Origin of the sequence: Frankia sp. CcI156, assembly GCF_001983015.1 — a bacterium.
GTDB classification, from domain to species: Bacteria; Actinomycetota; Actinomycetes; order Frankiales; family Frankiaceae; genus Frankia; species Frankia casuarinae.
The window spans coordinates 1-20,662 of the sequence record NZ_MOMD01000053.1; the positions used below are offsets into that span (position 1 = coordinate 1).

Below are 20,662 nucleotides of genomic sequence, written 5' to 3' on the forward strand. Positions count from 1 at the left end.
TGGCAGGCGAAGATACGGTCCGACAGGGTGAGGCCTGGGTTTCGCCAGCCGCAGTCGGAACAGGTCTTCGAGCTTGGATACCAGCGGTCCGCGACACAGAAGTTCCAGCTCGCCCTGATGAACGGCCAAAAAATCCAGATGAAAACGACGGAATCCGCACCCGATGAATTAACGGAGGACGAAACTGCGGCATCGGTGGCCAGCCGCCCCCAGGACGCCGGCGGCCTCCAACACACGATCCATATTCTCGAAGGAGTAGCCGCTGACGGCAAAAATTGGATCCGCCGCATCGAGTCCGCATGACTATTCTCGGAATTCGCACATCATGCAAAATTCATCAGGCCGAGACTGGCAGCTACGGCGCTCCGTGCCATGGAAATCGAGGATGGGTCTCCTCCATCCACTCGCGGAAGCGACGGACCCGCTCCTGATGGTTCGCTTTTCGGGGCTTCGTGGCATCTGTGCACGGGCTTGACTCAGGAGCACCACACTTTGGGCACGCGACGAGCCTGGCCCGCTCGACGGTCACCGGATCAGAGGAGGACCCGCCTGCGCGCTGGCGCCACTCGTCACGCTGCCGTTCGTACTCGGCCAGGGCCACTCGATACCGACCCTCGTGGATGAGGGACACACGCGGTGCGGGTGGGATGTACGACGCAGGTGGCTTCCACTCCGGATCGTGCCCGATCTTGGCGATGATCCGCGAGATCGGACCGTCATAGTCACTTCCGACAGCGGTCACGGTGCCTTCGAAGGGTCCAGGACCATGGATCTTGGGACTGAGCCAGTTCTCGGGCAGGAGTACAAGGTCCCCCGGCACGAGGGGCTCAGCACCGTCCCACAGATGGGCATAGTTGCCCACCTTGACCTTCATCGCCACGACGGCCCTCCTCGTCTGGCTCTGCCGCTCCTCGGATCTAGGTGTCGCGCCGGTAYGGTACCGACAGTGCGTGGGTATTCGCGCGCGTTTCGTAGCATTACCGACGGGAAGCAAGACATCCGAAGCACAGGCCGGAACTCGATCAACCAACGAACCACCTTGCAGCCATGATCGCAGTGGGCAAGGTCGAAGGTGGCGCGGTCGTACTTCGTCGCGATCGGTCCCCTGCCGRCCGAGCGGAGGTGCTGGGGCACGTTCGCGATCTCGTAGCGCCCCCGCTCACGCCTGGCGATCCGGCCACCGAGACGGGTGAAGGCCGCCTTGAACRCCAGCTCGACGTAGTGCGGCTGGAGCCTCTTGGCCCGGGCCTCATCCATCGCTGCGCGGAGCCGCTGGAGGTCGGCCTCGGCGAGGTGCTCTGAGGCGAGCGCCCGCTCGTCGAGCAGGTCCTTGAGGCCATCGCCGACGCTGGCGCCGATGACCTCGTGCATCTTCGCCTTCACGTCGGGGCGCTCGCCGTACTGGATGGCGTCGAGCAGGAGGGCGCGCAGCGGGGTCTCGGTGAAGGCTTCACCGAGGACGTCGAAGACCTTGCCGCCGTAATCCTGGCGCATCTGGTCGAGCTTGGCCAGTAAACGGGTGAAGACTTCACCCTCCCGCGTGTTGGAGGCCACGAGGTTCCACAGTCGGCAGACCTTGTCCTGGCCGATGCGGTGGATGCGGCCGAAGCGCTGCTCGATGCGGTTKGGATTCCACGGCAGGTCGTAGTTGACCATCAGATGGGCAGCCTGGAGGTTGAGGCCCTCCCCGGCCGCGTCGGTCGCCAGGAGGATCTGGACGTCGCGGTTCTTGGTGAATTCCTCGGTGATCTGGCGACGCTCGCCGCGGCGGACGCCGCCTGGATCGCCCTGACCGCGTCGGGCTTGCCGAGCAGCGAGCCGATCCTGGCCCGGAGGTAGTCGAGGGTGTCGCGGTGCTCGGTGAAGATGATGAGCTTGCGCGGCCAGCCGTTGGCGTCGGCGGTCAGCACCTCGTCCTGGAGGATGTTCGACAGCTCGGTCCACTTGCGGTCGGCGCCGGCGTCGCGGACGATCTTGGCGGTCTTCACCAGCTCGGCCAGCTCGATCAGCTCGGCGTTGAGTTCCTCGACGGTCTGYGCTGCGGTGGCGGCGTCGAGCAGGTCCTCCTCCAGCTCCTCGATCTCCTCGGCGTTGTACCCGTCCTCGTCGATCTCGCCCAGGTCGACGGTCGGCTCGGACTCGCGGTAGGTGCCGTTGAGGATCTCCTGCCGTTTGCCCTCCAGGCGCTCGGAACGGCGGACGAGGCTCTTGTAGATCGCCTCCGGGCTGGAGGCGAGTCGCCGCTGGAGAACGGTGAGCGCGAAGCCGACGGTGTTCTTGCGCTTGCCGCCGAGCCGGTCGGCCCGGTTCATCCCCTCGCGGACGTAGTGGGTGACGTCCGCGTAGAGGGCGTACTCCAACGCGGTCAGCTCGTAGGGAACGGTCTCGGCGACACGTTCGGGGAAGAGGTTCTTGCCCTCGAAGGTAAGCAGCTCCTCCTTGACCAGGCGGCGCATGATCCCGCTGGTGTCYGTGGTCTTCTTCTGCCGGCCCTCGAACCGGTCCCTGTCGAGCAGGGTGAGGAAGAGCTGGAAGTCCTCCTCCTTGCCCGAGTGCGGGGTCGCGGTCATCAGCAGCAGGTGGCGGGTGATCTCGCCGAGGAGCTCCCCGAGCTGGAAGCGCTTGGTCTTCTCCAGCTTGCCGCCGAAGTAGTGGGCGCCCATGCGGTGGGCCTCGTCGACGACGATCAGGTCCCACTCGGTCTCCCTGAGCTGGGCCCGGAGCTGCTCGTTGCGGGAGAGCTGATCCATTCGTGCGATGAGGAGCGGGTTGGTCTCGAAGACGTTGAGGTTGACCTGGGAGTCCATGAGCTGGTTGGTCRGCAGATCGAAACGGAGGCCGAACTTGAAGAAGAGCTCGTCCTGCCACTGCTCCACGAGCCCGCCGGGCGCGACGATGAGGCACTGCTTCACGTCGTCGCGCAGCAGCAGCTCCTTGAGGTAGAGGCCAGCCATAATCGTCTTGCCGGCGCCGGGGTCGTCGGCGAGCAGGAAGCGCAGCGGGGTACGCGGGAGCAGCTCGCCGTACACCGCGCGGATCTGGTGCGGGAGGGGCTGCACGTCGCTGGTGGCGACGGCGAGCATCGGGTCGAAGAGCCCGGCCAGCGAGATGCGCTGCGCCTCGGCCACGAGTTTGAAGTCGCTGGCGTTGGCATCGAAGGCGCGGCTGCCGGTCTGGGCGACGCTGAGCTTGTCCTGGTCCTTGCGGAACACGACCTGCTGGCCGAGGCCGCCGGCGGCGGTCTTGTAGGTCAGTTCGAGCGCGTCGGAACCGTGCCATTGCGCGGCAATGACCGTGACGACCTCGGCGGGGATGAGCCCGTCGACGCGCAGCCCTGGCTTGAGTCCTTCCAGCAGCACGACTGACCTCCCGATAGACAGCCGACCAACGCTACTGGAGCGGTCCGACAGTCCGATTCGCGGACCCGGATCCCGGCCACCGACACGCTGGCGGACCGGGGCGGGCTGCGCCCGCACCCCCGGCAGCCACGCCAGGCGCCAGCGACGGACCTGCCAGCTTCCTAATTCCGCAGGCACGCCGCTGTCCGGCGCAGAGACGGGATGGCGGTGGGCCGGGTTCGGAGTGGCAATCTTGGCCRCACTCGCCGAACTGGCTGCCGTCCTGCGGGACGAACACGCTAGCGACGATCCAGCCGTGGCGTCACCCTGTAAGAAGCGAGTAACGCAGACCGATGCCCACCGGAGACATCGGCAGGCGCGGAGGGGAGATCGCTCGATGTCGGCACAGATACTCACGCTGGATGGCGAACGGCAGACGCTCTCGGACGAGACGGTCGAGGAGATTCGCGCGATCTTCCGCGGGCAGGTTCTGACGTCGGACGACCTGGGGTATGACGACATCCGGGTCGTCCAGAACGCCATGCTCGACCGCAGACCCGGTCTGATCATCCGATGCACCGGCACCGCCGACGTCGTCGACGCCGTCAGCCTCGCCTACAAGCGGGACCTGCTCGTCGCTGTCCGCGGCGGCGGCCACAGCATCGCCGGGACCTGCACGGCCGACGACAGTTTGATGATCGATCTGTCGATGATGCGGGGTGTCTGGGTCGACCCGGATCAGCGACGTGTGCGGGTGGCGGGTGGTGCGACCTGGGGCGACGTCGACCGTGAGACGCAGCTGTACGGGCTCGCGGTACCTGGCGGGGTCGTGTCGACCACRGGCGTCGCGGGTCTGACACTCGGTGGCGGAATCGGCTGGCTCCACCGCAAGYACGGTCTGGCCTGTGATGCGCTGCGCGCCGCCGAGGTCGTGACAGCCAGCGGCAAGATCATACGGTGCGACGGGACCGAACATGAGGACCTGTTCTGGGCGTTGCGTGGCGGGAGCGGCAACTTCGGTGTGGTGGTGTCCTTCGAGTTCGAGGCCTGTCCGTTGGGCCCGATGGTCTGGAATAGCATGATCGTTCACCCGGTCGATGCCGTTACCGAGGTGCTTTCCCGCTGGCAGGACTGGACGTCCACCGTCCCTGACGAGGTCACCAGCCGTGCCCTCCTGTGGTCGCTGCCGGATGCACCGACGCTCCCGCCCGCCGTGCACAACCGCGACGTGCTCATCACGGCCGCCCTGTATGCCGGCACCCCGGACGAGGGTCAGCGAGCGTGCCGGGCGCTTTCCGGGTTTGGCGCGCCGCTTGCCGATATGAGCCAGGCCCGGTCGTACCGGACAGCGCAATCCTCCCTCGATCCCTTCTTCCCCAAGGGTGGGCTCCAGAGTTACTGGAAGTCCGTCTACCTGGACAGACTCGATGAGGACGCGACCACGTTCGTGGCGCGCATCAGCCACGACCGCCCGCACCCGACGACGATGGTGCACCTGCCTCTCCTGGGAGGGGCCATGTCACGTGTAGGGACAACCGAAACCGCGTTCGGTGACCGCAGCGCTCGGTACCTGCTGAGCATCGACGGAAACTGGCTGGACCCCGCCGAAGACGACGCAAACATCCGCTGGGTGCGCAATGCCTACGGCGAGGCCGTCAGGCTTCGGGCCGCATCGGGCACTTACCTCAACTTCGGCGGCGACGCGGATCTCGACGACGCCGACCGGGCACGGGCCTGGGGGCGCAACGTCGAGCGGCTGCGGCGAGTGAAGCGCACCTATGACCCGGAGAACCGCTTCCGGCTCAACCCCAACATCCCCCCCGCCGAAAGCTGAGCCGGCGCTGGGGCTGGGGCTGGGGCTGATGATCGTCCCCACCTTTCGGGCGATCTCCTCACGCATCTGACGGATCGACGCCACCGCATCACTGTCCGCGAGAATCTCCAGGGTCTCCTGTAGGCTCTCCCGCTCGTCCACCGAGACGACCGGCCAGGCTCGCTGGCGCGCCGTGGCCCACACGGCGCACAGTTCTTCATCCTCGGTCGTGGGCGAGGCGGACGTTGTAACGGGCATCCGAGGCTTGGCGTTCCGTCCCCGCGCGAGCGCACAAGGACGGAACACTTGTCTCTAAAAGATCTCCTCACCGACCGCAGGGATTCCTGCGATCGATGCCTGTTTTATTGGAATCTCAGCGACAGACCCTGACCGTGCGCGGGGGAATCCAGGTCCGGTGTCCATGCCTCCAGACCCAGTGACCGCTCATATGGCGCCAATAACAATGTACATCACTGCGATGGACCGCGCCAGGCGCGCTTCTCGGCGGAGAAGCCATCGAAGGAGCCGCAGACAAAATTGTCCCGAGCGCAACGATCACAACCATCAGAAAATACTTCGGGCTTTTCCTGAGCGCCATTTCCGCCCCCTCCAGTGTCGCACCRCCATCTCCTCGGGGAAGTTCCCCACTGGATTGCGAGCCAGAGATACCCCCGCCATCGGGCTCTAATCCTTTCACCAATGACGTGAATCGCAGCAATCTCCAACGTAATCGACGGCGATTTGCTGTGATCGATAGTTCATGGTTTGTGACCTACTGGGTAGGTAGAAGCAGAGCCGGTGTCCGGCGGYGAGCATGTCGATCAGTTCGCGGAGTAGGTGAGGCATCGAGGTGCTGGTCCAGGCCTGCCAGACTCGGCCGTCGCTTCAGCCACCGACGACCCCGCAGACTCCCGTCTTCCCCAGCAGTGTCACTGGTAGCCGGTCACCCGCCGTTCACGCGGTAGCATGGTGGGCGATACTGGGCGGTGTGACGAGCGACGGACAGACCGGGCCGGCAGCCGGCGGTGATGCGCCGCCCCGGCAGCCGTTCGCGCACCTGAGCGCCCCCAACGCGGACGTCTACCGGGAGGTGCTGACGACGTTCGCGCGGGCGCGGGACCGGTTCATCGTCCACATGCGCCCCGAGGACGTGATCGCGGATCTGGGGCGGCCGGGGCAGACCGAGTCGATCGTCGCCGCGCTGGACAAGCTCGTTGAGTGGGGCAACCTGCGGGCCGACCCGGACACCGGCCGGGTGACCACGGTGGCGGACTTCCACCGGGCGCGCTACCTGTACCAGCTGACCCCGGCCGGGCAGGCGGCCGAGGAGGCGATCGCCGTCTACKAGGTGGCGATCGGCCGCCGGGGCGCCCTGCAGTCGGTGGCGCTGGAGGACATCGCCGCCCAGCTGCGCGCCCTGGTGGAGATGACGGCCGGCGACGCCGCCGATCTCGACCCGGCGAAGGTACACCTGCTGCTGCTGGGGCTGGCGGAGCGGTTCACCGGACTGGCCGACAACGCTCAGGCGTTCATGACGTCCCTCCGCCGAGTGATCGACTTCTCGGACGGTGACGTGGACGCGTTCCTCGCCTACAAGCAACGGCTCATCGACTACATCAACCGGTTCATCGCCGAGCTGGCGAACCGGGGCGCGGAGATCGCCACCCTGCTGGGTCAGGTCGAGGGGGCCGGCGTCGAACGCCTGCTGCTACTCGCGGCCCGTCGGGAGGCGACCGACGCCGTGCCCGACGTGCCCGAGGTATCCGGCTCCGGGGCATCCGGCTCCGGGGCATCCGGCTCCGGGGCATCCGATTCCGGCCGGACCGGAGCCGGGCGAACCGACGCTGAGCGGATTCGGACCGCCTACGACGCCGCGGTCGCCGCGGCCCTGGACGGCTGGCGCAACCGCTGGCGCGGCCTGCACGACTGGTTCGTGTCGGCGGATTCACGCCGTCCCTCCCAGGCACGGTTGTTGCGGGGCGCGGCTATCACCGCGATCACCCAGCTCATCGATACCGTCGCCGCACTCAACGAGCGCCGTACCGGCCGTTCGGACCGGTCGGCGGACTTCCGCACGCTCGCTCGCTGGTTTGCCGAGGCTCCTGACGACGCGGCGGCCCACCGGCTGTGGCGGGCCGCATTCGGCCTGGCCTCGGCCCGGCATCTCACCGTCAGCCAGGAGACCGTCGCCGCCTGGCAGGAGGACGAGCCGACACCGAACACGCCGTGGCAGGATGCGCCGCCGATGCGGATCAGCCCGCAGCTACGCCGGACCGGTTCCTACGAGCGGCGCGGAACGCCGAACCGGGTCACGGACCGCGCGCGGCAGCGGCGGCTGCTCGCCGAGCAGGCCGCGCGGGAGGCGGAGCAGGCCGCGTCCGCTCGGGCCCGGCTCGCCACCGACGGGCCAGTGCTGCTGTCCCAGCTCGGCGTCCTGGACCGGCAGGCGTTCCGGCTGTTCCTCGGCCTGCTCGGGGACGCGCTCGCCGCCAGGCTGGCGGGCGATACCGAGGTGGAGACCACGTCCAGCGACGGCACGGTCCTGATCCGCCTCACCCTCGTCCCCGGCGGGGGGGTGGCGCGGATCGAGACCGAGGATGGCGTCCTGGACGGCCCGGAACACACCGTCGAGATCGTCGACCTGGCCGGTGCGGCATCGCGTCCGGCGGCCTGGAACGACCTGAACGACCTGAACGACTGGAGCGACTCGAACGACAGGAATGACCGAAACCGGCAAAACGRTCTGAATGGCCGGATGGACGGCCTCGCTCCGGTCGTACTCGCCGGTGGGCCGGACCGGCTCGAGCTGCTGGAGACCGGACGGGTGTCCGGATGACGGCGGACTCGGTCGCCGAGGAGAACCGGGCCGCGCGGCGCAGGGCCCTGCGCGCGCTGCTGGCCGGGCCGCTACGCACCGCCGGCGCGGACGACGAGGTCCTGCGGCTGGTCCGCCGGCACGCGTCCGAGCTGCGCGAGTGGCTCGCCGCCGAAACCGGCTGGCGGCTGGTCGTCGACGCCGAATCGGCGCGGCTGTTCAAGACGGCGGCGACCATCCAGGACGACACGCACCCGGCGCGGGAGGGGAAGGGCCGAGCGCCGTTCGGGCGGCGCCGCTACGTCCTGCTGTGCCTCGCGCTGTCAGTGCTGGAGGGGGCGGACACCCAGATCACCCTCGGCCGGTTGGCCGAAGGGGTGCTGGTCGCGGCGAGCGACCCGGAACTGGCCCGCACCGGGGTCACCTTCACCCTCAGCCGCCGGGACGAACGTTCCGACCTCGTGGCGGTGGTCCGGCTGCTGCTCACGCTCGGCGTGCTGGATCGGGTCGCCGGCGAGGAGGACGCCTATCTGCGCGACAGCGGCGACGCGTTGTACGACGTACGCCGCAGGGTGCTCGCGTCGCTGCTGACCGGTACCCGCGGCCCGTCGACCATCGACGCCGACGACATCGGGGCGCGGCTCGCCGAGCTGACCCACGAGCCCGTCCCCGACACCGACGACCTGCGCAACCGGTCGCTTCGCCGCCGGTTGACCCGCCGGCTGCTCGATGATCCCGTCGTCTATTACGACGAGCTCGCCGAGGACGAGCGCGCCTACCTGATCAGCCAGCGCCGGGCGATCACCAGACGGATCGAGGACGCCACCGGTCTGATCGCCGAGATGCGCGCGGAGGGAATCGCGATGGTCGACCCCGACGACGAGCTCACCGACGTACGGATGCCGGAACAGCGCACCGACGGCCACGTGACCCTGCTAGTCGCCGAGTATCTCGCCACCCGGCCGGATCCCGCGGAGYCGGTGCCGGTCGGCCGGCTGCGTGGATACGTTCGGAAGATGGCGGCCGAGCATTCCACCTACTGGCGGCGGGGCGTCACCGAACCGGGTGCCGACGCCGAGCTGCTCGCCATGGCGCTGGACAAGCTGCGCGCGCTGCGGCTGGTCACGGACGTGCCGGGCCGGGCCGGCGAGCCGCCGGCAGTGCTCGCCCGGCCCGCGATCGCGCGCTACGCCGTCGAGGCGCCGACGATCCACGACGGCCGGGCGGGCGGCGCCGGCCCGGTCAGAAGCGGTCCGGCCAGAAGGAAGAAGACGAGCCGCCGATGAGCACCTCGACCCGCATGCCCGCGACACCGGCACCGGCCTCGATTCCCGCACCGGCACCGGCGTCGGCCTCGATTCCCGTACCGGCCCGGGAGGACCGCTGGCAGCCGCTGCGCGCCGGCCTGGTCGACCTCTTCTACTACGACGTGGAAGAGTTCCACTTCCACGACGGGCGGCTGCTGCTGCGGGGCAACAACGGTACCGGCAAGTCGAAGGTCCTGGCGCTGACGCTGCCGTTCCTGCTGGACGGCGAGCTGGYCGCGCACCGGGTCGAACCGGACGGTGACCGCAACAAGCGGATGGAATGGAACCTGCTGCTGGGCGGCCGGCATCCGCATCCCGAGCGGCTCGGCTACACCTGGCTGGAGTTCGGCCGGCTGGGCGGTGACGGCATCCCCGAGTACCGCACGATCGGGGCCGGCCTGAAGGCGGTCAGCGGGCGCGGCATCGTCCGGCACTGGTTCTTCGTGACCCGCCAGCGGATCGGTCCGCAGCTGTCCCTGGTCAGCCCGACCCGGGTGCCACTGACCAGGGACAAACTGAAAGAAGCCGTCGACGGCCACGGCGCGGTGTACGACACCGCGTCGGACTACCGCCGTGCCGTGGACGAAGCGCTGTTCGGTCTCGGCGGGCACCGGTACGAGGCCCTGGTCAACCTCCTGATCCAGCTACGCCAGCCGCAACTGTCCAAGAAGCCCGACGAGAAGCTGCTCTCCCGGGCGCTCACCGAGGCGTTGCCGCCGCTGGACCCCGCGCTCGTGGTCATCGTGGCCGAGGCGTTCCGGGGTCTGGACGAGGAACGGGAGACGCTGCGCGCCCTCGCCGAGGCGGAAACGGCTGCGCAGGCATTCCTGACCCATTACCGCCGGTACGCCCGAGTGGCCGCGAAGCGGTACGCCGCGCCGCCGCGGCAGGCGCACAGCCGCTACGAGCAGCACGGGCGGGATCTCGCCGAGGCCGACGCCGCGCATCAGGCGGCGGTCGAGGCCCTGACGGCCGCGCAGCAGGCGCTCACCGAGGTGGAGGAGGCGAAGGCCACACTGACCGCCCGGCGGGACGCGCTGCGGGACAGCCCGGAGATGCGCGACGCGGCGGCGCTGCGGGGCGCCGAGGAGGATGCCGGGCGGCTCGCCCGGTTCGCCGCCCAGCGGGAGCGGGACAGCCGGGCCGCGGCCGAGGCTGCCGGCGACCGGAAGCGCCGGCTCACGGGTGCGGAACGCACGGTCCAGGCCGACGCGGCGGGCTTCGACGCCGCGGTCCGGGCCGCCGGGCTGGCGGCCGAGGCCGCCCTGGTCACCGGCCGGCACGCCGCGGTACTCACCGAGCTGGACGGCGGGGAACCGCCGTACCGCGACGCCCGGCGATCCGCCGAGGCCCTGGTCGGGCAGCAGGGCACCGCCGTGAACCGTCTCGACGGGTTGCTGCGCGCGGCGGCCGACGCCGGCGTGGCGCTGCGCGCGGCCCGGGACGACCTGGACCGGATCACTGCCGAGCAGCAGGCCGCCGCCGAGCGGATCGCGGCGGCCGAGGACCTGACCGCCCAGCGCGGGGCGGGCCTCGTCGTGGCCTGCACGGCCTACCTGGCCGGCTGCGCGTACCTGCGGCCGGCCGACCCGGACGCCGCGCTGGCGGCCCTGGCCGGCTGGGTGGACACACTCGACGGGTCCAACCCGGTCGCCACCGCGGTGGACGGGGCGGCGCGGCTGGCCACCGCCGACCTCGGGCGCCGGCAGGCCGTCCTCGACGGCGAGCAGACGGCCGCCCGGCGGGAACTCGAACGGCTCGCCGAGGAGATCGAGCGGCTGGCGGCCGGTGGCCACGACTCGCCGCCGGCCCCGCACACCCGCGACGAGCACGGGCGGGACGGCCGGGACGGCGCCCCGCTGTGGAAGGTCGTCGACTTCGTCGACGGCGTGCCCGACGAGCACCGGGCCGGAATCGAGGCGGCGCTGGAGGCCGCCGGGATCCTCGACGCCTGGGTCGGCCCGGACGGGCGGCTGCACGACCCCGTCAGCGACGACGTTCTGGTCACGCCCGGGCGGCCGGCGCCGGGGGGTGGGCTGGCCGCGGTGCTCACGCCGGCGATCGACCGCGACGACGCACGCGCGGCCCGGCTGAGCGACACCGCGGTCGCCGCCGTCCTCGCGACGATCGGCCTGCGCGGCGGGCCCGGCCCGGCCGGCGGCTCCTTGGTCCACGGGCCGGCGGCCAACGGGACGACGGCCAACGGGACGACGGCCAACAGGACCTCGGGCACCGAGACCTGGGTCACCGTGGACGGCCGGTTCGGTAACGGGGTCCTGACCGGCGGTTGGCGCAAGGAAACCGCCGGCTACATCGGTGAGGGTGCCCGCGAGGCGGCCAGGCGGGTCCGGCTCGACCACCTGCGCGCCGATGCGACCCGGATCGAGCTACGGCTCGAAGAGCTGGCCGCGGCCGCCGCGGAGCTGGCCGACCGGCAGCTCTCGCTGGCCGCCGAGCACGGGGCCCGGCCCTCCGACGGCGACCTGCGCGAGGCGCACGCGCAGCTGGCCACGGAGCACAAGGCCAAGCGGCGGATCGACGCCCAGCACCAGGAGGCGGCCGCTGTCGCGGCCCGCCGGCAGCAGGCCGCGGGTGAGGCGCGGGCGGCGGCCGAGGAGTTCGCCGGCGACGTGCGCCTGCCCGCGGAGCCGGCCGCGCTGGCCGACGTCCGGGACGCCCTGGGTGACTACCGGGCGGAGCTGGCCGCGCTGTGGCCGGCGGCGGAATCGCTGGACCGGTCCCGCCGCGCGGCGACCGAGGCGGAACACGAACTCACCCTCGCGCTGGAACGCCAGGAACAGACCGCCGAGGCGGTCGCCGAGGCGCAGACGCAGGCCGACGCGGCCGCCGAACGTCACCGGGTCCTGGTCGAGACGGCCGGCGCCGCCGTCGACGAACTGTTCCGCAAACTGGCCGCCGTCGACACCGAACTCGACCGGTGCGGGCAGCGGGAGAAGCAGGCCCGGGCCGCCGAACGGGATGCGCTCGACGCCCGGGGCCGGGCTCACGGCCGGCGTGAGACGTTGCGGGAGGCGATCACCACCGCCGCGGCCGAACGCGAGGCGGCTGTCGCGAGGCTCCGGGCGTTCGCGGCCACCGGCCTGCTCGCGGTCGCCGTCCCGGACCTGGAGATCCCGGACCCGGCTGCCGGCTGGGCACCGTACCCCGCGATCACGCTCGCCCGGGCGGTCAACGCCGCCCTCGACGACGTCGACGACACCGACCGCCGGTGGGAGCTGGCGCAGCAGCGGGTGTCGGCCGAGCACAAGGTTCTCACCGACGCGCTGTCCCGGCACGGCCACTCGGTCGGGATGGTCGTCTCCGACGGCGTGATCGTGGTCGACGTCCTGTTCCAGGGCCGCAAGCAGGACATCCCGGCCCTGGTCGCCGCGTTGGAGACGGAGACCGGGCAGCGGGCGATGCTGCTGTCCGCGAAGGAACGCGAGATCCTGGAGAACCACCTTGTGAACGAGGTGGCCGGCGCCCTGCAGGAACTGATCAGCGACGCCGAGGGCCAGGTTCGCCGGATCAACACGGACCTCGCGCAGCGGCCCACGTCGACCGGCATGCGGCTGCGGTTGCAGTGGCGGGTCGCGCGCAGCGCCCCCGAGGGGCTCGGCGCGGTGCGCGACCGGTTGCTGCGGCAGACGGCCGACGCCTGGAGCCCCGCCGAGCGGACCGCCGTCGGCGCGTTCCTCCAGGAGGAGATCAACCGGGAGCACAGCGCGGACACCACCGGCGGATGGGCCGAGCAGTTGACCCGTGCCCTGGACTACCGCGACTGGCACGAGTTCGCTGTGCAGCGGTTCCAGGACGGTCAGTGGCGGCCGGCGAGCGGTCCGGCGTCCGGTGGTGAGCGGGTGCTCGCGGCGTCGGTGCCGCTGTTCGCAGCTGCCTCGTCGTTCTACGACTCCTCCGGCAACCGGCACGCACCCCGCCTGGTCGCCCTGGACGAGGCGTTCGCCGGAGTGGACGACGACTCGCGGGCCAAGTGCCTGGGTCTGCTCGCCGCGTTCGACCTCGATGTGGTGATGACCAGCGAGCGCGAGTGGGGCTGCTACCCGCAGGTTCCCGGCCTGGCGATCGCGCAGCTGTCCCGCCGGGACGGCATCGATGCCGTGCTCGTCACGCCGTGGCGGTGGGACGGGCACGAGCGCACCCGCGTCGACCGGCCGGTGCCCTACCAGCCCGAGCGGCCCGACCAACCCGACCAGCCCCAGCTACTCGACCAGCCCGACCAACCCGACCAGCCCCAGCCGCTCCGTCCGGCGCAGAGCGGCAACACCGAGCCCCTGCCGTTCGAGTGAGCGCGTCGTCGACCGGGGCCTCCCGCGGTACGGAAGCCGCCCGCGATGTGGAACGGCTGCGTCGTCTGCTGGGCGGTGAGCACACGGCGTGGCTGCTCGACCGGGTGCGGCGCAGGATCGAGCTGGGCCGGCCGCTCACCGGGACGGTCACCCTCGGCCGGGCCAGCGCGGACCAGCGGCGGGGGGTCGAGCGGCTGCTGGGCCGCCGGGCCGGCACCGGCGCCTCGCTGTCCGTGTCGTTGGACGAGGTCGACGCGGTGCTGCGGTCCAGCGGCGCCGCGCCGGACGGACTCGCCGCCGCCGTCCGCCAGCTCACCGGGGATGTCACGGAGCGGGCGGAGCTGGCCGCGGCGCAGTCACGAGCCTGGGCGCAGGCGCACCAGCCCCTGGACGACCTCCTCGCCCGGCGCCCCGAACTCACCCCCTGGCGGTCCTGGCTGGACAGCACCGGCCTGCTGCGCCGGCTGGCTGGCACCCCGGACGCGGCGGGGCCGCTGGCCGCCGACCTGCTCCGGGTGCTCGACGCGTTGCCCTCACCCGGCGTGGCGCTGGGCCGGCTGGCCGCCACCAGCACCGGTGACGCGCACGCGCTCGACGACGGCCGGCCGCTGGCGACGCTGGCCCTGGCGGCGGCCCGGGTACTGGGCGGATCCCACCCGGCGGGTGACGGCTCGGCCGCGGGCCGTCGCGCCGCGTGGGCCGCTGTCGGGGTGCACCGTGACGAACTGTCGTCCACGGTGCTCTGCCTGGGTCTGCCGGGCGGGGCGGACAGCCCGACCGGCCGGATCCTGGCCATCTGTCGCGAGGCGGGGGAGCCCTGCGTGCTCACTCTGCGCCAGGTCGGCCCGGGCCAGGACCGCGGCGACCTCGGGGTGGGCCTCGGAGTGGTGTACCTGTGCGAGAATCCGATCGTGCTGGCCAGCGCCGCCGACGAGCTGGCGGGCCGCACCCCGCCGCTGGTGTGCGTGAACGGCCAGCCGTCGGCCGCCGTCATCAGCCTGCTCGCGGCGCTCGCCGGCCAGGGCGCGCGGTTTGCCTACCATGGCGACTTCGACTGGGGCGGCATCCGCATCGCCAACGGCCTGCGGGAACGGATCGGCTGGCGGCCATGGCGTTTCGACGCCCGGTCCTATCAGGCGGCGCTGACCACGGTGACCGGCGGCGAGCTGGTTGGCCGGCCGGTCGACGCGGCCTGGGACCCCGACCTGCGCCCCGCGCTGGAGCACCATGCGATCAGAGTGGACGAGGAACTCGTCCTCGCCGAGCTGATCAACGACCTCGGCGCCCCACACGCCTGGTAACACTCGATAACACTCGGTAGATAAAGGCCAGGCGCTCAAGGGTGCGGCCGGTAGAGTCCCGGYGACACGCGCGGGCAGCAGGTCGGCAACCTCGCTCGTCCGGGCGCCATGGCCGGTGAGAGCAGCGGTGATCGTCTGGTCTTCGTCAACGACGACCAGCGGCGCCCGGTGCGGCAGGCGCATACTGGAGGCGATGACCAAGTCAGCGCTACCCAGGCCCCGTCTGTCCACCAGCCCCTTCAAGGCCCCGGTCACCCCGCCGTGCAAGCGGTTCGCCGTAGGAGACCGGGTCACCCACGACATGTACGGTCTCGGCCAGGTAACCGGGGTCGAAGCAGAAGTCGCCGTCCTCGTCGATTTCGGTTCCCAGCAGGAACGCATTCTGAGCCCGTTCAGCAAGATGTCCCGTCTCTGACGCCGTGAGGCTTCGATTCGCGGAACCCGAAGACGCCACGTAGGCGGCGGAAGGTCCCGCGGAGAAGCCTGTCACCGCCCTGACGTCCTACCCCTCGTTCCACTCGGCAGCCCCACCCCGAAAGCGAGACATCTCATCGCCACCGCCTCGATCCCCCTCTTCTCCGCGTCGGAGCCGCCGCGCTCTCTGCCGCGGCAGGAGCCCCCGCCTCTGACGATCCGCCTCTTCCAGGCACCCGACTTCGGGCTGTCTGATGTCGAGATCATCGATGTCGCGGTCACGGACGTCGAGACCGTCGCCTTCCAGGCGCCCGCCGTCGAGCGCCCGCCCGCGCTGGATCCCCGTCGTCATCGAGCGCGGCCCCGCCGATCGTAGGCTCCGGGCGCTGTCCGGGTAGGGCGCGCAGCCACGCGCACCAGGCGTCGACCCCCTGGCCGGTACGGGCGCTGACCTCCAGCACARCCACGTCCGGGTTGACGTCGGCGAGGTTCTTCCGGAACGCGTCAAGGTCGAAGTCGAGGTGGGGAAGCAGGTCCGTCTTGTTGACGAGCACCAGGTCGGCCGAGCGGAACATGACCGGGTACTTGAGGGGCTTCTCCTCGCCCTCGGTGACGGCAAACACCATCGCGCGCAGGTCCTCCCCGACCTCGAACTCGGCGGGGCACACCAGGTTGCCGACGTTCTCGATAACGACGAGATCGAGGTCGCGCAGGGGCAGCTGGCCCAGCGCCGAGGCGACCATGGGCGCGTCCAGGTGGCACTCCCCGCCGAACCCGTTACCGGTGTTGATCAGGGCGATCGCCGCGCCGAGCCCGTCGAGGCGGTCGGCGTCGATGCTGGTCTCGATGTCGCCCTCGATGATCCCGACCCGCAGCTGCGGGCCGAGACGGCGCAGCGTCCCGACCAGCAGGGTGGTCTTACCGGCGCCGGGAGCGGACATCAGGTTCACCACCGTGACGCCGGCGGCGTCGAAGGCGGCCCGGTTCGCCAGYGCGACCCGCTCGTTCTCCCCGAGGATCCGCTCGAGGACCTCGACCCGTTCGGGCCCGGTGCCATAGCCGGCATGGTCCCCGACGGACACCCCGGCCGGTGGGTGCGGACCCGAGTACTCGTGCGGCGCCCCTTCCGGGTGGGGATGCGCCCCTTCCGGGTGGGGATGGAAGCGACCCACGGCGTGTCACGCCTCCACGGTGTCGGGAGCTGCCGAGCCGKGAGCCGCCGGGTCGGGAACTACTGGGTCGGAAGCCACCTCGAACGAGGTGACGAGGAACTCCTCGCCGGTGACGATGGTGACGCCGGCCGCGCCGCAGGTGCCGCAGCGCAGCGCCCGGTCCGCCAACTCGCCGCGGGTCCCGCACACCCGGCAGCACACACTGACCGGCACGCTCTCGACCTCCAGCACGGACCCGGCCAGCACGGACCCGGCCAGCACGGACCCGGCCAGCACCTGCCCGCCGGGGGGATCGGCGCCGTTCTCCGGGGGCCCAGCGTTCTCCGGGGGCCCAGCGTTCTCCGGGGGCCCAGCGTTCATCAGCTCCCAGCAGTAGGCGAGGGTTTCCGGCACGATCTGGCGCAGCTGACCCACCCGGACGTGCACCCGGGTGACCGGCCGACCGGCCGCGTGCCGGGTGACGACGTCCGCGATCGATCGGCAGACGGACAGCTCGTGCATCGCCCGGTCCTCCCCCGGCACCCTCYGGCGACCCGCCTGATCCGGTGACCCGCCCGAGCCGGCATCGCACCGGCTCACCACTTCGCCGGGCCGTACCTCGGCGCTCGCCCCACGGGCGTCGATGAGGGCGGGCTGGGATGGCCGGTGCATGCCCCACTCTCGCCCGGTCGTGTGCGCTTCACCAAACCGCACTGCGCGTTGGTGACTGCGCGTTGGTGGCAGCCTCCGCGCACTGTCGATAGGCGTCCGGCGCTGGGGGACATAGCGTCTGCTCTGCCGGAAGTCTCCGTGAGGCGACGGGCCACCCGACGATCACCCGGCCCAGCGGCTTCTGATCACCTCGACGGAGGGCTCGGTCCGCTCGTGGAGGTGGGCGGTGCGGCGGACCGCGGTGCCGACCACGGCCCGTCCGACGAAGGGAGTACTGATGTCATCCGTGCTGTGGTTCCAGGGCGGGGCGTGCAGCGGCAACACGATGTCCTTCCTGAACGCCGACGAGCCCAACGTCGTCGACCTAATCACCGACTTCGGGCTGGAACTGCTCTGGCACCCGTCGTTGGGGCTGGAGAACGGCGCCCAGGCCCGGGAGCTGTTCACCGACTGCGCGCGGGGTGAGCGGCCGGTCGACATCTTCGTCTTCGAGGGTTCGGTGATCCGCGGCCCGAACGGAACCGGCGGCTTCGACGTCTTCGCCGAGCGGCCCATGCAGGACTGGGTGCGCGAGCTGGYCGCCCGGGCCCAGGTGGTGGTGGCGATCGGGGACTGCGCGTGCTGGGGCGGGATCCCCGCGACGGCGCCGAACCCGACGGACTCCACCGGGCTGCAGTTCCACAAGCGTGAACGCGGCGGTTTCCTCGGCCCGGACTTCCGATCGCGCTCCGGGCTGCCCGTCGTCAACATTCCGGGCTGCCCGGCCCACCCGGACTGGATCACGCAGATCATCGTGGCGCTGGCCACCRGCCGGGCCGCCGACATCGCGCTCGACGAGCTGCACCGGCCACGGACGTTCTTCACGACATTCACCCAGACCGGCTGCACCAGGGCGGAGTACTTCGAATACAAGCAGTCGACCCYGGCTTTCGGGGACGGGACCCGCAAGGGCTGCCTGTTCTACGAGTTCGGCTGCCGCGGCCCGATGACCCACTCCCCGTGCAACCGGATCCTGTGGAACCGCCAGTCGTCGAAGACCCGCGCCGGCATGCCGTGCATCGGGTGCACGGAGCCGGAGTTCCCATTCTTCGACCTCGCCCCCGGCACGATCTTCAGGACCCGGAAGGTCGGCGGGCTCATTCCGCGGGAGGTGCCGGCGGGCAGCGGCCACCTCGGCTACCTGGCACACGCGGCAGCTGCCCGGATAGTCGCCCCGCAGTGGTCGAAGGAGGACATGTTCGTCGTCTAGCCGGCCGGTAGCCGGTAGCCGCGCGTGCTCCGACCGGAGACCGCGAGGAACGGACGGGGAGAAGAGAGGATTCCAATGGCCACCGTCGATCTCAACGTCAGCCCGTTGGGGCGCGTCGAGGGCGACCTCGACGTCCGGGTCACGATCGACGACGGGGTGGTCACCTCGGCGTGGACCGAGGCGGCGATGTTCCGGGGTTTTGAGATCATCCTGCGCGGCAAGGACCCGCAGGCGGGCCTGATCGTGACCCCGCGGATCTGCGGGATCTGCGGGGGCAGCCACCTGTACAAGTCGKCGTACGCGCTGGACGTCGCGTGGCGCAYCGAGATGCCGCCCAACGCGACGCTGGTCCGCAACATCGCGCAGGCGTGCGAGACGTTGCAGAGCATCCCGCGCTGCTTCTACGCGCTGTTCGCCATCGACCTCACGAACCGGAAATACGCCTCCTCGCCGCTGTATGAGGAGGCGGTACGGCGGTTCGCGCCCTACACCGGCAGCAGCTACGGCCCGGCGGTGGTGCTGTCGGCCAAGCCGGTGGAGGTCTACGCCATCTTCGGCGGGCAGTGGCCGCACTCCAGCTTCATGGTGCCCGGCGGGGTGATGTGCGCGCCGACGCTGTCGGACGTGACCCGCTCCATCGCCATCCTGGAGCACTGGAAGGTCAACTGGCTGGAGAAGCAGTGGCTCGGCTGCTCGGTGGAGCGCTGGCTGGCCAACCGTACCTGGCAGGACGTGCTCGCCTGGGTGGACGAGAACCCCGCCCAGCACGACAGCGACTGCGGCTTCTTCCTCCGGTACTGCCTAGACATCGGCCTGGATCGCTACGGCCAGGGAGTCGGCAACTACCTGGCGACCGGGACGTACTTCGCCCCCGACCTCTACACCCGGCCGACCATCTCCGGCCGCAACGCGGCACTCATCGGCCGGTCCGGGGTGTACGCGGGCGGCGGGTACTTCGAGTTCGACCAGGCCCGGGTGCGGGAGGACGTCACCCACTCGTTCTACGAGGGAACCGAGGCGCGCCACCCGTTCGACGGCGAGACCCGGCCCATCGATCCGGCGCGCGGCCGGGAGCAGGGCAAGTACAGCTGGGCGAAGTCACCCCGGTACGAGGTGYCGAACCACGGATACCTGCCGTTGGAGGCCGGGCCACTCGCCCGCCGCGTCGCAGCCGCGGCTCCCGGCGCGGGTGCCCACCAGGACGACGACCCGTTGTTCGGGGACATCCTGGCGGCCATCGGCCCGTCGGTGATGGTCCGCCTGCTGGCCCGGATGCACGAGGCCGCCAGGTACTACCAGTGGACGCGGGCCTGGCTCGACCAGCTGGACCTACGCGAGCCGTTTCACCTCAAGCCGGTGGAGTACACCGAAGGGCGCGGCTTCGGTTCCACGGAGGCGGCCCGCGGCTCGCTCTCGGACTGGATCGTCATCGAGGACGGCAAGATCGCGAACTACCAGGTGGTCACCCCGACCGCCTGGAACATCGGCCCCCGCGACGGCTCCGAGGMGCCCGGTCCCATCGAGCAGGCCCTCGTCGGCACGCCCATCGTGGATCCGGAGAACCCGATCGAGCTCGGCCACGTGGCCCGCAGCTTCGACTCGTGCCTGGTCTGCACGGTCCACGCCTACGACGGCAGGACCGGCCGGGAGCTCAGCAGGTTCGTCATCAACGACAACCTATGACCGGGACCGACCTATGACCGGGGATCGCGAGGCGGGTGCCGCCTCGCGGCCCCCGGTCGGGCCGCGGGTGCAGGTCGATCCGCCCGGTTTCGAACCACCAGGGTGCGAGGTGGCCGTGATCGGCTGCGGCAACCTGCTGCGCGGTGACGACGGGGTCGGGCCGATCCYGGTCCGCCGGCTCGCCGAGACGGGCGTCCCGGCCGGGGTGCGCCTGGTCGACGGGGGGACCGCCGGGATGGACACGGCGTTCGCGATGCGCGGCGCACGCCGGGTCGTGGTCGTCGACGCCAGCCGCACCGGGGCCGAGCCCGGGACCGTGTTCGAGGTCCCGGGCGCACAGCTGGAGAACCTGCCCCTGGACGCGCCGCACCCGCACGCCTTCCGCTGGGACCAGGCGCTGGCGTTCGGGCGCTGRCTGCTCGGCGACGGCTACCCGGACGACGTCGTCGTCTACCTCATCGAGGCGGGCGGCGTGGAGCCCGGCGCCGATCTCAGTCCCGCGGTGCGCCGGGCGATGGAACAGGTCCGGGACATGATCATCTCTGGTCTCGCCCCCGGGACCGGCGGAACGGACGGATGACCGGACGCATGGATGACCGGACGCACAGGTCC

General features: G+C 70.9%; 11 protein-coding genes and 2 pseudogenes. 10 read left to right on the top strand and 3 right to left on the bottom strand.

The annotated features are described in order from the left end of the window. A pseudogene (locus CcI156_RS25835) lies at nt 1–303 on the top strand (hypothetical protein); the annotation flags it as partial. 753 nt (nt 304–1,056) lie between these two features. Here the strand turns inward: CcI156_RS25835 and CcI156_RS18015 are convergent. Further along, a pseudogene (locus tag CcI156_RS18015) lies at nt 1,057–3,359 on the bottom strand (DEAD/DEAH box helicase); the annotation flags it as partial. A gap of 376 nt (nt 3,360–3,735) precedes the next feature. On the opposite strand from CcI156_RS18015, the gene CcI156_RS18020 reads away from it, so the two are divergent. The 6 genes from CcI156_RS18020 to CcI156_RS18050 all read left to right on the top strand — a co-directional run bounded on the left by CcI156_RS18020 (nt 3,736) and on the right by CcI156_RS18050 (nt 15,296). Then, complete coding sequence (locus tag CcI156_RS18020) at nt 3,736–5,172, top strand: FAD-binding oxidoreductase (RefSeq protein WP_076807018.1); 1,437 nt, start codon at nt 3,736–3,738, stop codon at nt 5,170–5,172. 967 nt (nt 5,173–6,139) lie between these two features. Next, nucleotides 6,140–7,987, top strand: a complete 1,848-nt coding sequence (locus tag CcI156_RS18030; RefSeq protein ID WP_076807024.1) for a TIGR02677 family protein — start codon at nt 6,140–6,142, stop codon at nt 7,985–7,987. Continuing rightward, nucleotides 7,984–9,252 carry a TIGR02678 family protein gene (locus CcI156_RS18035; RefSeq protein ID WP_076807026.1) on the top strand — a complete coding sequence of 423 codons (1,269 nt, stop codon included), beginning with the start codon at nt 7,984–7,986 and terminating at the stop codon, nt 9,250–9,252. Before CcI156_RS18030 ends, CcI156_RS18035 begins: the two co-directional genes overlap by 4 nt. Then, a complete protein-coding gene (locus tag CcI156_RS18040; RefSeq protein ID WP_076807029.1) occupies nt 9,249–13,580 on the top strand; it encodes a TIGR02680 family protein in 4,332 nt (1,443 codons plus the stop codon). Before CcI156_RS18035 ends, CcI156_RS18040 begins: the two co-directional genes overlap by 4 nt. Then, complete coding sequence (locus CcI156_RS18045; protein ID WP_011435531.1) at nt 13,577–14,881, top strand: TIGR02679 family protein; 1,305 nt, start codon at nt 13,577–13,579, stop codon at nt 14,879–14,881. The genes CcI156_RS18040 and CcI156_RS18045 overlap by 4 nt, the downstream gene beginning before the upstream one ends. Before the next feature lie 193 nt (nt 14,882–15,074). Further along, nucleotides 15,075–15,296, top strand: a complete 222-nt coding sequence (locus CcI156_RS18050) for a hypothetical protein (protein ID WP_035733742.1) — start codon at nt 15,075–15,077, stop codon at nt 15,294–15,296. Between the two features lie 277 nt (nt 15,297–15,573). Here the strand turns inward: CcI156_RS18050 and hypB are convergent, their stop codons facing one another. After that, complete coding sequence (gene hypB, locus CcI156_RS18055) at nt 15,574–16,467, bottom strand: hydrogenase nickel incorporation protein HypB (protein WP_076807031.1); 894 nt, start codon at nt 16,465–16,467, stop codon at nt 15,574–15,576. Nucleotides 16,468–16,473: 6 nt separating this feature from the next. Next, a complete protein-coding gene (locus tag CcI156_RS18060; protein WP_076807061.1) occupies nt 16,474–16,968 on the bottom strand; it encodes a hydrogenase maturation nickel metallochaperone HypA in 495 nt (164 codons plus the stop codon). A 427-nt stretch (nt 16,969–17,395) separates the two neighbouring features. On the opposite strand from CcI156_RS18060, the gene CcI156_RS18065 reads away from it, so the two are divergent. From CcI156_RS18065 to CcI156_RS18075, 3 genes are all read left to right on the top strand, one after another. Further along, nucleotides 17,396–18,367, top strand: a complete 972-nt coding sequence (locus CcI156_RS18065) for a hydrogenase (RefSeq protein WP_076807064.1) — start codon at nt 17,396–17,398, stop codon at nt 18,365–18,367. A gap of 75 nt (nt 18,368–18,442) precedes the next feature. Further along, the gene (locus CcI156_RS18070; RefSeq protein WP_076807033.1) at nt 18,443–20,050 is read left to right on the top strand and encodes a nickel-dependent hydrogenase large subunit; all 1,608 of its coding nucleotides are present in this window, start codon (nt 18,443–18,445) and stop codon (nt 20,048–20,050) included. 13 nt (nt 20,051–20,063) lie between these two features. Further along, nucleotides 20,064–20,630: a hydrogenase maturation protease gene (locus tag CcI156_RS18075; protein ID WP_076807036.1), complete on the top strand. Its 567-nt coding sequence runs from the start codon at nt 20,064–20,066 to the stop codon at nt 20,628–20,630. Nucleotides 20,631–20,662: the final 32 nt, after the last annotated feature.